14 protein-coding genes are annotated in these 12,213 nt (G+C 63.2%); 4 read left to right on the forward strand and 10 right to left on the reverse strand.

Annotation, left to right across the window (positions count from 1 at the left end):
• Positions 1-124: 124 nt before the first annotated feature.
• The 6 genes from BRX37_RS22600 to BRX37_RS22630 all read right to left on the reverse strand — a co-directional run bounded on the left by BRX37_RS22600 (position 125) and on the right by BRX37_RS22630 (position 4,792).
• Entirely contained in the window at positions 125-547 is a 423-nt protein-coding gene (locus BRX37_RS22600) for an RES family NAD+ phosphorylase (protein ID WP_206434213.1), read from the reverse strand.
• 3 nt (positions 548-550) lie between these two features.
• Positions 551-901, reverse strand: coding sequence for an MbcA/ParS/Xre antitoxin family protein (locus BRX37_RS22605; protein ID WP_125989551.1), 351 nt, complete (start codon positions 899-901; stop codon positions 551-553).
• Positions 902-1,227: 326 nt separating this feature from the next.
• Complete coding sequence (gene istB / locus BRX37_RS22615) at positions 1,228-1,956, reverse strand: IS21-like element helper ATPase IstB (RefSeq protein ID WP_125989555.1); 729 nt, start codon at positions 1,954-1,956, stop codon at positions 1,228-1,230.
• Positions 1,943-3,457, reverse strand: a complete 1,515-nt coding sequence (istA, locus tag BRX37_RS22620) for an IS21 family transposase (protein ID WP_125989557.1) — start codon at positions 3,455-3,457, stop codon at positions 1,943-1,945. Before istA ends, istB begins: the two co-directional genes overlap by 14 nt.
• A gap of 61 nt (positions 3,458-3,518) precedes the next feature.
• Positions 3,519-3,887, reverse strand: coding sequence for a chaperone modulator CbpM (locus BRX37_RS22625; RefSeq protein WP_125989560.1), 369 nt, complete (start codon positions 3,885-3,887; stop codon positions 3,519-3,521).
• Complete coding sequence (locus BRX37_RS22630; RefSeq protein WP_125989562.1) at positions 3,884-4,792, reverse strand: DnaJ C-terminal domain-containing protein; 909 nt, start codon at positions 4,790-4,792, stop codon at positions 3,884-3,886. Before BRX37_RS22630 ends, BRX37_RS22625 begins: the two co-directional genes overlap by 4 nt.
• 322 nt (positions 4,793-5,114) lie before the next feature.
• Here BRX37_RS22630 and BRX37_RS22635 point away from each other — a divergent pair, with 322 nt between their 5' ends.
• Positions 5,115-6,326 carry an IS256 family transposase gene (locus BRX37_RS22635; RefSeq protein ID WP_099231114.1) on the forward strand — a complete coding sequence of 404 codons (1,212 nt, stop codon included), beginning with the start codon at positions 5,115-5,117 and terminating at the stop codon, positions 6,324-6,326.
• A gap of 186 nt (positions 6,327-6,512) precedes the next feature.
• Here BRX37_RS22635 and BRX37_RS22640 read toward each other — a convergent pair whose 3' ends face one another.
• Positions 6,513-7,214, reverse strand: a complete 702-nt coding sequence (locus BRX37_RS22640) for a VIT1/CCC1 transporter family protein (protein ID WP_125989588.1) — start codon at positions 7,212-7,214, stop codon at positions 6,513-6,515.
• 400 nt (positions 7,215-7,614) lie between these two features.
• On the opposite strand from BRX37_RS22640, the gene BRX37_RS22645 reads away from it, so the two are divergent.
• The 3 genes from BRX37_RS22645 to BRX37_RS22655 are packed head-to-tail and all read left to right on the forward strand — an operon-like array spanning position 7,615 to position 10,126.
• A complete protein-coding gene (locus BRX37_RS22645) occupies positions 7,615-8,298 on the forward strand; it encodes a type IV toxin-antitoxin system AbiEi family antitoxin domain-containing protein (RefSeq protein ID WP_125989590.1) in 684 nt (227 codons plus the stop codon).
• Positions 8,295-9,152, forward strand: a complete 858-nt coding sequence (locus tag BRX37_RS22650) for a nucleotidyl transferase AbiEii/AbiGii toxin family protein (RefSeq protein WP_125989564.1) — start codon at positions 8,295-8,297, stop codon at positions 9,150-9,152. Before BRX37_RS22645 ends, BRX37_RS22650 begins: the two co-directional genes overlap by 4 nt.
• Entirely contained in the window at positions 9,149-10,126 is a 978-nt protein-coding gene (locus BRX37_RS22655) for a site-specific integrase (RefSeq protein ID WP_125989566.1), read from the forward strand. The genes BRX37_RS22650 and BRX37_RS22655 overlap by 4 nt, the downstream gene beginning before the upstream one ends.
• A 51-nt stretch (positions 10,127-10,177) precedes the next feature.
• Here the strand turns inward: BRX37_RS22655 and BRX37_RS22660 are convergent, their stop codons facing one another.
• Genes BRX37_RS22660 through BRX37_RS22670 form a run of 3 tightly spaced genes read right to left on the reverse strand, consistent with a single transcriptional unit; the run spans position 10,178 to position 12,095 of the window.
• Complete coding sequence (locus BRX37_RS22660) at positions 10,178-11,461, reverse strand: NAD(P)/FAD-dependent oxidoreductase (RefSeq protein WP_125989568.1); 1,284 nt, start codon at positions 11,459-11,461, stop codon at positions 10,178-10,180.
• Positions 11,462-11,486: 25 nt separating this feature from the next.
• On the reverse strand, positions 11,487-11,810 hold the full coding sequence (locus BRX37_RS22665) for a DUF1476 domain-containing protein (protein WP_125989570.1): 324 nt from the start codon (positions 11,808-11,810) through the stop codon (positions 11,487-11,489).
• 48 nt (positions 11,811-11,858) lie between these two features.
• On the reverse strand, positions 11,859-12,095 hold the full coding sequence (locus tag BRX37_RS22670; RefSeq protein ID WP_164522513.1) for a hypothetical protein: 237 nt from the start codon (positions 12,093-12,095) through the stop codon (positions 11,859-11,861).
• Positions 12,096-12,213 lie beyond the last annotated feature (118 nt).

The following is a 12,213-nucleotide window of genomic DNA, read 5'->3' on the forward strand; positions in this document are numbered from 1 at the left end:
GTTCCACGCTGTAGATCCCCACACCTCCCTGACTCGGCAGAAAGGCTTCAAGGTGGACGACTTTTACGCCGCCCGCAGCAGGACTATCCCGCCGCTACCGTGGTCGAATATTGCTCCGCCGTTCTCAGTCGCCGGCGGTGGCCCCCGGAGCGAAGCTTCGAACAAGCAAGCCCGAATAATTCGCCGCAAACAACTCGCGCGCGAACAGCTGCGTGGGTGCTTGGGCGGACGATGACATCTGCTCGCGCCAGCCTCGATCGGCGAGCGTGGCGGCGTCCATGCCATAAGCGGCAAGCGCGGCTTCATCCCGGCTGTCGAAGATGCGCTCTATCTCCGCCCTATAGCAGACGAGCGTGGTTGGCTGAAAGCTGCCGACCTGGTTGGCCTCTCGCAGGGCGGTTAGCACCGAAAGCGAGAGATAAAGCGCCGGCATGCCTTTGGGGTTGAAGCGTCCGCCGTAGAGCCGGGCGCCCTCGCCGGATAGCGGCTCGCGCGCATGGATCGGGTTGAGTGCGCGATACAGCTGCCCGGTATAGTCGATCGCCACCGCTCAGGCGTGAATGCCGGCATCGACAGCATCGATATAGTCGAGCACGTCGCTGGCGCGGCCTGTGCGCACGAGCTGCATCGCGGTCTGACCTGAAAACCCTGGCAAGGGTTCCGAGCGATACCATGCATAGGCCATCAGCGCCGAGCCGAAGCGCGGTTCAACCTTGTTGACGACCTCGATCATTTCCCGCAGCCGACGCTGCGTCTTGTCCGATTTGACCCGATCCTTTCGCTGTACGGCGTCTTTGCCGAGTCCGGCCGAGCGGGCCACTTCCTCGCTCGTGGTCCGCAGGATGTGCGCGATCTTGCTGGGAGCAAAGAGTCCGCCATCGGCATATTGAGCTATGCTCATGCGTCCTGCCTAGTCTTGAGTGCCGTTTACTACGACGCTATATAGCGTCAAATTCGGCGGCATCAAGTTTGCCGCGCGCTGGGGATACCATCCGGATTGCCTGCGTAGCAGCAGTCGGTCCACCTATTCGCTGTCGTCGCTCTCTCGACTGTCAATCGGCGTGCAAACGGGACCCCTTATCGGCGCGCAAAAGGGACCCCCTGTCAGGATTGCGCACGGTTGATGTGACGCGCTTCCTTGCGCTGCGCGCGGCGTAGGGAGGGCGTAGCCCGACCGGAGGCGCGCGCAGCGCAAGGCATCTTCTAATTGTGGGCTGTGGGGGCGGATCAGCTGCGGTTTTTGAAGCGCCAGCTGTCATTGCCGGTCTCGACAATGTCGCAATGATGAGTGACGCGATCGAGGAGCGCGGTTGTCATCTTCGGATCGCCGAACACGGTGGGCCACTCGCCAAAGGCGAGGTTGGTGGTGATGATGACACTGGTCTTCTCATAGAGTTTGCTGATCAGGTGGAACAGCAACTGGCCGCCCGATCGAGCGAACGGCAGATACCCCAGTTCATCGAGCACGATGAGATCGAGGCGGGAGAGCTGGGCGGCGAGAGCGCCACTCTTGCCGATCCTGGCCTCCTCTTCGAGGCGGGTCACCAGATCGACCGTGTTGAAGTAGCGACCTCGGGCACCGGAACGGACGACATTGGCGGTGATGGCGATGGCCAGATGGGTCTTTCCTGTACCAGTGCCGCCGACCAGGACGATATTGCGCCGTGCGGGCAGGAACGCGCCACTGTGCAATGAACGCACCAGCCCCTCGTTGATCGGGGTACCCTCGAACCGGAAGGCGTCGATGTCCTTCACGACTGGCAGCCTGGCAGCGGCCATCCGGTATCGGATCGACGCGGCATGACGATGCGTCGCCTCCGCTCGCAGGAGGTCGGTCAGTATCTCCATGGTGGTGCGCTGGCGCTGAAGGCCGGTGGTGACAGCATCGTCGAACGCGCCCGCCATGCCCTTGAGGCCAAGGCCGCGCATGGCCTCGATCATATCATGCCGCTGCATCGAAGGTCCTCAGCTGGTCGTAACGGGCACAGTCGGCGATCGGGGGATGGCGCAAGGCGCTATCCTCGGAGGTGATGATCGTCAGCGGACGCGGAGGTTCCCGGCGTCGTGCCAGGATGTTGAGGATCAGGTCATCGCTTGTCGTGCCCGTCGCCAGTGCCTCACGCACAGCGGCTTCGACAGGCTCCAGGCCATCGGTCAGTACGGCCGACAGCACACGGACGAACCGGCGATCGGCATCGTCGCCATTACCCAGCTTGCGGCGCAGGCGGGCAAGCGCCGGTGGCAAATCCCAGTCCTGGAAAGGGGCACCGTTCCGCAAGGCGCCAGGCTTGCGGGCCAGCACCGGCAGATAATGCCAGGGGTCATAGATCGTGCGGTTGCGCCCAAAGTAGCGAGGATGTTCAGCGACAACCTCTTCGCCGCAGCGAACGACGATGCGGTCGGCATAGGCGCGGACCTGCACCGTGCGTCGTGCCACCGTCGAGAGCACCGAGTAGCGGTTGCGGTCGAAGCTGATCAGGCAGGTGCCGGTCACGGCATGCTCACTCTCATTGAAGCCGTCGAACGGCCCCAGCATCGGCTGCAGCGCAGATCGTTCTATCTCCAGCACCTGCGCTACGGTCAGCTCGCCCTGTTCAGGATGGGGCTGCCGTTCCGCCCAGCGCCGACACTCGGCCTCCAGCCAGCCATTGAGCTCTTCGAGACTGGCGAACCGCAGCCGGGGCTGGAAGAAGCGACCCCGGATCGTCTGCACCTGGTTCTCGACCTGACCCTTCTCCCATCCCGCCGCAGGCGAACAGGCCGTGGGCTCGACCATATAATGGTCGGTCATGATCAGGAACCGCCGGTTGAAGACCCGTTCCTTGCCGGTGAACACGCTCGTCACAGCCGTCTTCATATTATCGTAGATGCCGCGCCCTGGCACGCCGCCGAAGAAGGCAAAGCCGCGCGCATGCGCGTCGAACAACATCTCCTGGCTCTCACGAGGATAAGCCCGGACATAGACCGCGCGTGATGCACACAGTCGCATATGCGCGACCTTCACCCGCATCGGTGCCCCGGCGATCTCAACATCTTCATGGCTCCAGTCGAACTGGTAGGCCTCGCCTGGCCTGAATATCAGCGGGATGAAGGCCGTGACACCATCGCCGGCATCTTTGCGCCGTTCCAACTTCCATCGCGCCGTGTAGCGCCGCACGGCATCGTAGGATCCCTCAAAGCCTTCGCGCACCAACAGATCATGGATCCGCGTCATCCGCAGCCGCTCACGCCTGCCGCGCAGCTCGTTCTCTTCCAGCAGCGTGTTCAGGCGCTCCTGGAACGGACCGATCCTGGGCAGCGGCTGAACCTTGCGCTGATAATCAAAGGCGCCCTCCGGCGCTCGGACCGCTTTACGGATGACCTTCCGCGACACATGCAGATCCCGTGCGATCGCCTTGATCGCTTTGCCTCCGGCATACTCGCGCCGGATCCGAACAACTGTCTCCAAAACCAACATCCCGATCTCGCCGCCTGAAAATCCAGCCAGCTGATTAAACCATCGAAATGAGGGGTCCCTTTTAGACGCCGATCACCCCGCTAACGGGGTCCTTTTTGCACGCCGATCCACACTCTCGACCTAACGACGCGAATACCGCAGCCTGGACCGACTCGTCCTGAGCTGCCACGGCCGCAGCGAGCGACAGCAGGCGCTGACGGGTCTGGTAGAGCTGGTCGACCAGCGACAGCACGACCGGCAGCGTTTCAGGGTCGATCTCGAGCTCATAGCGCAGCATGCAGATCAGGCGAATGCGCGCACATTCCATGGCCGAGAAGATCGGCTCACCTTCCCACTCCTGCGCGAAGATCAGCTTCTCGCTGAGCCATGTATCAAGGTCGCTTCGCCGCAGCGCAGTGATTGCTTTGACAATTTCATCAGCGCGCATCATTTCAGCATCTCCTTGCGGGGCTCATCTGGCGAATTTGGCCGCCAAGCCTTCAAGAAGGACGCGAGCTCTGGCTCGTCGCCGGTCGGCAGTACCACTTTGAGCGCTATTAGCTGGTGCCCACGCTGGCCCGACTTGCGATCTCGAACACCCTTTTCGCGCAGGCGCAACGTCTTTCCGGTGTTCGATCCTGCCGGGATAGTCATTGCCACGGGGCCATTGATCGTCGGGACCTCGACTCTTGCGCCGAGCACCGCTTCCTTGAGCGTGATCGGCAGCTCGACATGGATGTTGTCGTCCTTTCGCCGAAAGAACGCATGCGGCTCGACCCGCAGTTCGACATAGGCATCCCCCGGCGGGCCGCCGCCAAAGCCCGGCAATCCCTGAGCTTCGAGGCGCAGCATCTGCCCATCTTCGGTGCCTTCGGGGATGGACACCTGCAGCGTCTTTCCATCGGCGAGCGTGACCGTGCGCCGGGCGCCGTTCACCGCGTCGAGAAAGGAAACACGCAGCACGTAGTTGACATCCTGCCCACGCGCCCGGTGTGCGCGCTGCGCCCGCCCCGAGAAGGCGCGCGCCAGGAATTCTTCCAGCTCCTCATTGGTGGTAAAGCCATCCTGTTCGGCGTGGGTGCCGTAGACCGGGCGATCGGCGAAATCGCGATAATAGTGCCCTTGCGGTGTTTCGGCGCCGCTGGCGTCGATCTCGCCCGCATCGAACCGCCGTCGACTTTCCTTGTCTTTCAGCAGATCGTAGGCCGCTGAGACCGCTTTGAATTTTTCCTCGGCGGACTTGTCGCCCGGATGCAAATCGGGATGAAGCTTGCGCGCCAATTTCTTGAACGCGTCCTTGACGTCCTTCTCGCTGGCGGAGCGGGCAATTCCGAGAGTCTCATAAGGATCGTTCATCACATCTCTCCGGCTGCCTCGAGACGAGATCGCGGGGAAGGCTGCTGGCGCTTCGCCAGTCCTCTTCTTGCCTTGTCGGTTTGCCCTTGTGAACCAGCGCCTCCAGAAGGACTGGAGTAGTCGTCGAATTGCCCTTGAGGTGTTGTTCTGTGCGGCTGCGGCGTTAGCGTCCGCGCTCGTGGTGTAATTTCCGGTGTAGATTGAGGTGATCGCATGGGGTTGGGCATGCCCAACCCCATGCGATTTCGAACTCGGTGGCCACCGGGCTCATCGGTAAGGTGGAGTTACCACACGTCACACGCCCACCGAGGAGTTGATCCCGATGACCGACGACAGACTACCGCTTGCCGAACTGATGGCGAAGACCGGAGATGGAGATTTCCTGCGTACGATCGCCGAGAGCGTATTGCAGATCATTATGGAGGCCGATGTCGACGGCCTGGTCGGCGCTGGCCGCCATGAACGATCGGGCGAACGCACGACCTGGCGCAATGGCTACCGCGACCGCAGTCTCGATACCCGGCTCGGCACGCTCAACCTCAAGATCCCCAAGCTGCGGACCGGCGCCTACTTCCCCGGCTTCCTGGAGCCGCGCAAGACTGTTGAGAAGGCGCTGGTCGCAGTAATCCAGGAGGCGTGGATTGCCGGGGTCAGCACCCGGCGCGTCGATGAGCTGGTGCAGGCGATGGGCATGACCGGGATATCCAAGTCCTCCGTGTCAAAGCTGTGCAAAGACATCGACGAGCGCGTCCATGCCTTCCTCAAGCGCCCGCTCGCCGGTGACTGGCCCTACCTCTGGCTAGATGCCACCTACCTCAAGGTGCGCGAGGGGGGACGGATCGTCAGTGTCGCCGCGATAATCGCCGTCGCCGTCAACACTGAGGGCAAGCGCGAGATCGTCGGCCTGCACATCGGCCCTTCCGAAGCCGAGCCCTTCTGGTCGAGCTTCCTCAAGGACCTCTCCCGCCGCGGCCTGACCGGCGTGAAGCTGGTCATCTCCGATGCCCACGAGGGCCTCAAGGCAGCGATCACCCGCGTGCTCAGCGCCACCTGGCAGCGCTGCCGCGTCCACTTCATGAGGAACGCGCTCGCCTACGTGCCCAAGGGCCAAAACACGGTTGTTGCTGCTGCGATCCGCCAAGTCTTCCTCCAGCCCGATCATGCGGCCGCAACTCAGGTCTGGCGTCAGGTCGCCGATCAATTGCGCGCCAGATGGCCCAAGCTCGGCGCCTGCATGGACGATGCCGAGCACGACGTGCTCGCCTACATGACCTTCCCCGAGCAGCACCGGGTCAAGCTTCACAGCACCAACCCGCTGGAACGCCTGAACAAGGAAGTGAAGCGCCGCGCCGATGTTGTCGGCATCTTCCCGAACGAGGACAGCATCATCCGCCTCGTCGGTGCCGTCCTGCTCGAGCAGAACGATGAATACCAGCTCCAGCACCGCTACATGCAGATCGAGGGCATGGCCGCCCTTGCCACACCCATAACCGAGGAGGTTCAGCCGCTACAGATTACACCCAAGGCCGCCTGAAAATGCAGCCCGATGGCCAGCACCGAAATTACACCACATTGACGGACGTGACCGCTGCGGCTGAATACGACCAAACGACAGATGGCCTCGCCGTCGAGAGCCTTGCGCTCGGATGACGTCGGTCAACGCAGCATTCCGATGCGCTCGCATATATCGAAGACGAGGGGCCCGGCTCATCATTCGGCGCTAGCCTGAAGTGCCGAACAGCGTGCCGATCCCTGCCGTCAACGCCATAGCCAGTGCTCCCCAGAAGGTTACGCGCACCACCGAGCGGAGCGGCGCCGCATCGCCCGCTGCGGCACCCAATGCGCCGAGAAGAGCGAGGCTGAGGAGGGAGGTGCCAATAACCAGCGGAATAGGCGAGCCGGCCGGGCCAAACACGACCGCCAATAGCGGCGCGGTGGCGCCGACACTGAACATCGCCGCTGAAGTGAACGCAGCCTGCAGCGGCCGAGCGGTCGATAGTTCGGAAATGCCGAGCTCGTCGCGGGCGTGCGCCCCGAGTGCGTCTTTGGCCATCAACTGGTCGGCGACCTGGTAGGCCAGGTCGGGAGTGAGACCGCGGGCGACATAGATGCCTGCCAGTTCTTCACGCTCGTACTCGGGCTGATTGTGAAGTTCCCTACTTTCTCTTAGCAGGTTCGCCCGTTCGCTGTCGGCTTGTGAACTAACCGAGACATATTCTCCTGCGGCCATCGACATCGCGCCCGCGACAAGCGCGGCGATCCCGGCAAGCAGGATCTCTGCTTTGCCAGCCGACGCTGCGGCGATGCCGACGACGAGACTCGCGATCGACACGATGCCGTCATTGGCTCCGAGCACCGCGGCGCGCAGCCATCCGATACGCCTGACGGTGTGACGTTCGACATGCATTTTCAGGCGAGACATGCTGATCAAGTTGCATCGTTCGCGTCGCGGCGCATTAGGTAAATCACCGCGCCCGGTTGCCGGGGGGAACCGTCTTTCCGGCTATTAGATCAGATCTTCTCCTGCGGATTGCCTAGCGCTTTCTAGAGACAACGATAACGGACGAACGACATATCCTATGTCCGAGAAAGTCGATTCTCGGACATAGAATTTTCCCGTTTCGGGGTGGTTCCGGACCTTATCAGCCGCTCGCATGCATAGCCGGGGCACAGCCGCGCGGCAGCATCACGCCCCATCCTCGCCCCAGGCACAGATGGCAAATGAACGCGTTGCCGTGACCGTCATCGTGGCCCATCCACATTGGCGGACACGATGCCAAAAATTTTTGAAACTTTCATCGAACGAAAGTATCAGGAATTTTATGAGTTCCCTGGCCTCAGAGGTTGCAAAGGCCGGCTTGGGCAGCCGGATTTTCGACGAGCGGCAACTTGCGCGGTTGCTGGGCGGCGGAAGCGCTCGTCGTTATGCACTCGTCAATCGGGCGCTCAAAGACGGATCGCTCATCCGCCTCAAACGCGGCACCTACGCGCTAGGGGAGCCTTTCCGGAGCGATCCGATTCACCCGTTCGCGATGGCGCAGGCCATTCTGCCGGGCAGCTACATTTCCTTCGAAACCGCCCTATCCCACCATGGCTGGATCCCCGAAGCGGTCTTCGAAACTTCAAGCGTCACCCCTGGACGCAAGACGATCGTGCGCGAGGCGCCGGGCCTCGGACGGTTCACCTTCCATCCCCTGGCCACCGCCGAGTATCAGTTCCTCAGAGCCGTCGAACGACGCCAGTTCGGCCAGTCGACAGCCTTCATCGCCTCTCCGCTGCGCGCGCTGCTTGATCTGGTCGCCTTGCGCAAGGAGCGCTGGACGGACCTGCATTGGCTGACCGGGGGCCTGCGGATCGATGAGCAGCACCTGTCGAGCTTGAGCAAGAAGGATTTCGCGGCGTTGGCGGCCGTCTACAAACACAAGGCGGTGAACCACTTCCTTCGCTCGCTCGAGGAGGCGGTTGTCGGAGGCGTCAATCGAGTGGCGAACGGGGCGGCCCGGTGATCGAGATGATCCAGCAGAGGCTGCGCGGCTACGGTGCGGCGAACGTGGTCGAGGAGGAAAACGCGACCAAGGAGATCATTCAGGAGATTGCGCTCTATGGCCTCTGGCGGGCCGATTTCTTCGATGTAGCCCTGTTCCAGGGCGGAACGAGCCTGCGCATTCTCCACGGGCTTCCACGCTTTTCCGAAGATCTCGATTTCCTTCTGCGAGCGCCCGATCCCGAGTTTCGCTGGGACCGCTATCTTGCAACGCTCGTCGACGTCTTCGCCCAGTTTGGCATCAAGCTCGAAGCGTCGCCGAGGGACAGGATGGACAAGGCTGTCCGCGACGCGGTGCTCAAGAACGATTCCACCGCACTCCAGCTCGACCTGGAATTCGCGGACTCGCGCCGCGCCAGGACGATCAGGATCAAGCTCGAAATCGACACCAATCCGCCGGCCGGGTCGGGAGAAGAAGGAACCTTCCTCGACTTCCCCGCCGATCACGAGGTCCGCCACCAGGATCTTGCTTCCAACTTCGCCTTGAAAATCCACGCGCTGCTTTGCCGGCCCTATCTCAAAGGGCGGGATTGGTTCGACTTCTCATGGTATGTCGCCAAAGATAGGGCTCCCAACCTCGCTCACCTCGAGGCGGCGCTTGTGCAGACGGGGCCCTGGCAGGGCGAGGCTTTGAGGTTCGATGCCGCCTGGCTGCAGGACAAGCTGACCGTCAGGATCGCTTCGATCGACTGGCCCCATGCGGCAGGCGATGTGCGCCGTTTCCTTCGTCCGGCTGACGCCAAATCCCTCGATCTCTGGTCCGAACGCTTCTTCCTGGCGAAGCTCGAGAAGGTGATGAGGGCCCTGGATCAATGAGCTCAGATCTTCCGGTTCCAAGCGATCCGAATGCAGTGCCTGCCCGACTGCGCGAAGAGATCGATCGCGCGGCGCACTATGCGCGAAGTTCGCGCGCGCCGTCGACGCAGCGCGCCTACGCGTCCGACTGGCGGGTTTTCGAAGAATGGTGCGATGAGCGCGGCATTGAAAGCCGGCCAGCCTCCCCTGGCGCAGTCGCCACCTTCCTGGCTTTCGAAGCCGATCGAGGTGTAAAGGTTCCGACCATCGGCCGGCGCCTGGCTGCTATCGGCTATCACCATCGACAGTCCGGCTTCGATCCGCCGCTAGAGCAGTCGGGCGCAGGGGCCATCAAGGAGGTCCTCGCCGGCATTCGCACCGCGGTCGGTGTCCGCAAGACGCGCAAGAAGCCTGCCGACGCCGATGCGCTCGGCGCCATGCTGAAGACGATCAAAGGCGACGATCTTCGCGCGGTCCGCGACCGCGCCGTGCTTGCGATCGGCATGGCAGCGGCGCTGCGGCGTTCTGAGCTCGTCGCCCTGGCCGTCGACGATGTCGCACTGGCTCCCGAGGGTCTGCAGCTATTCATCGGGCGGTCAAAGACCGACCAGGCGGGCGAAGGGGCCGTCATCGCCATTCCTGAGGGGCGTCGCATTCGGCCCAAGGCGCTGTTGCTGGAATGGATGGCCGCCGCCGGCCACGAAGAAGGACCGTTGTTCCGGCGGCTGACTCGCGCCGGCAGGCTGACCCGGCAGCCGATGTCCGACCGGGCCGTGGCCCGCCTCGTGCAGCGCTGCGCCGCTGATGCCGGTCTCGATCCCACCCAGTTTGCCGGTCATTCGCTGCGATCAGGGTTCATCACCGAGGCGGCGCGCCAGGGCGCGAGCATCTTCAAGATGCAGGAAGTCAGCCGGCACAAGTCGGTGCAGGTCCTCTCGGAATATGTCCGCGACGCCGAGCGGTTTCGCGACCATGCCGGCGAGAGATTCCTGTAAGTCCGCACAAGCGCCAACGGTCGGCGGCGCGCGCTGGTCTCTCTCCGGCACTCAGGCCGGCAGCAGCTCCTTGAGCGGCACCTCTGCATCGGCCAGCTGCTTTCGATCGGGGTTGGTGGCAGCTTCAACCAGCTTGCGGCCCTGGACATAGTCCTTGACCGCGTTGACGCAGTCGAGGGCGATGACCTTGCCGTCCTTGAGGTAGACCACCGAGAAGCTGCGCGCCGCCGGATCGCCCCGGACGATCGTCTCGGTGTAGCCGAGCGAGATGCCGGCGGTCTGGAGGCGCAAATCGTACTGGTTCGACCAGAACCAGGGGAAGGCATGGTAGGGCTGCGGCTCGCCGCAGATCGCCTTGGCAACGCAGGTCCCCATGTCGTTGGCGTTCTGCACCGATTCGACGCGCATCACCGTGCCGCCGGCATAGGAACAAGCGAAGGCGGCGCAGTCGCCGATCGCATAGATGTCGGGCAGCGAAGTGCGGCAGTATTCATCGACGTCGACGCCGTTGCCGCCCGCCGCGCCCGCGGCAATCAGCGGTCCGACCGCGGGCACGATGCCAATGCCGACGATGACCGCGTCGGCGGGGATGACGGTGCCGTCGGCGAGCCTGACGCCGGTGACCCGGCCCTCGCCCTCCAGCCCTTCGACCGCGACGCCGGTGCGCAAGTCGACGCCGTGGCCGCGGTGTTCCTTCTCGTAGAAGGCCGACAGCTCCTCGCCGGCGACGCGCGCGAGCACCCGCGGCAGAGCTTCCAAGAGCGTGACCGTACAGCCGAGCTTCGTCAGCACCGCCGCAGCCTCGAGTCCGATGTAGCCGCCGCCGATCACCACGATGTTGCGCACGCCGCCATCGATCTCGCCCATGAGTTGGTCGCAATCGGCGCGGGTGCGGACAGGGTGAAGTCCGGCAAGCTCGCCGCCGGGGCAATTAAGCCGGCGCGGATCGCCGCCGGTCGCCCAGACCAGCATGCCGTAAACCATCTTAGAGCCGTTGGAGAGAGTTACCTGCTTGGCGGACGGATCGACCGAGACCACTTCGGTCCCTAGGACCAGATCGACGCCTTTCTCTTCCCAGAATGCAGGCGGCCGAATGTAGAGCCGGTCGAAGGTCTTCTCGCGCGCAAAATACTCCTTCGACAGCGGCGGCCGCTCATAGGGCGGCTCAGGCTCGCGCCCAATCATCGCGATCGTGCCGCTGAACCGGTTCTGCCGGAGCGCCATTGCGCACTGCGCGCCGCCGTGGCCCGCCCCGACGATAATCACATCGGCTTGCGTAGAGTTTGTCACTTGCGAGCAATCCTTCCGCTGAGCGCCCCGTGCTTGCCTGTCCATGCCGGCGGCAAGTCAGGCGACCTCGTCATCCCTGGCTCGTTACCAGCCGGCGTGCCTCGAGCTCCTTGCTCCGGAGAGCCGTTCGTACCTCCGCTTCTTCGACGGGGATGCCGGCCGACAGCATATCGCCGAGAACCTTGCGCACGACATCATCGTCGCCGACCTCCTCGAAGTCCGCCTGGACGACGGTGGCTGCATAAGCGTCGGTTTCGGCTTCCGAGAGCTCCATCCGCTCTGCCGCCCACTCGCCCAGAAGCCGATTACGGCGCGCCTGTATCCGGAAGCGCAAGTCTTCGTCGCGCACGAACTTGGCTTCCTCGCCGCGTTCACGGTCATCGAACATGGTCATCAAGTCTTACTCCCTGGCGCCGATGCACTGATCGTATCGGGTCAGCACCTAGAGGGCGCTCTTGAGCCGCTGGTAGGCTTTGCGCAGCTCTTCGGCGAGCGCCGCCAGCGAGGCCTTCACCTGCTCCTTGCTTTCCTGCAGCCGCCCTTCCGCGACGAAATGGTTCCATTTCGCCTCGAGCTCGTTCCACTCCTCGCGCAGTTCCATCTTGCCGAGCTCGACCTGCACTTTCGCTTCATCGCGGAGGCGCGAAAGGTCGCTCTTCAGTTCGTCGATTTTGCTCATCGTCATCCCCTTGGTTTCAGATCCAGCCGCTAGACAGGGATAGTAACGCCGCCGGGCGCGCTGGCACTACGGGATTTCCCGCAGGCGTCTTCTGCCTGGCCCGTCTTATCGGGGCCAA

It is taken from the genome of Sphingomonas sp. S-NIH.Pt3_0716 (genome assembly GCF_003950715.1).
GTDB lineage: Bacteria > Pseudomonadota > Alphaproteobacteria > Sphingomonadales > Sphingomonadaceae > Sphingobium > Sphingobium yanoikuyae_A.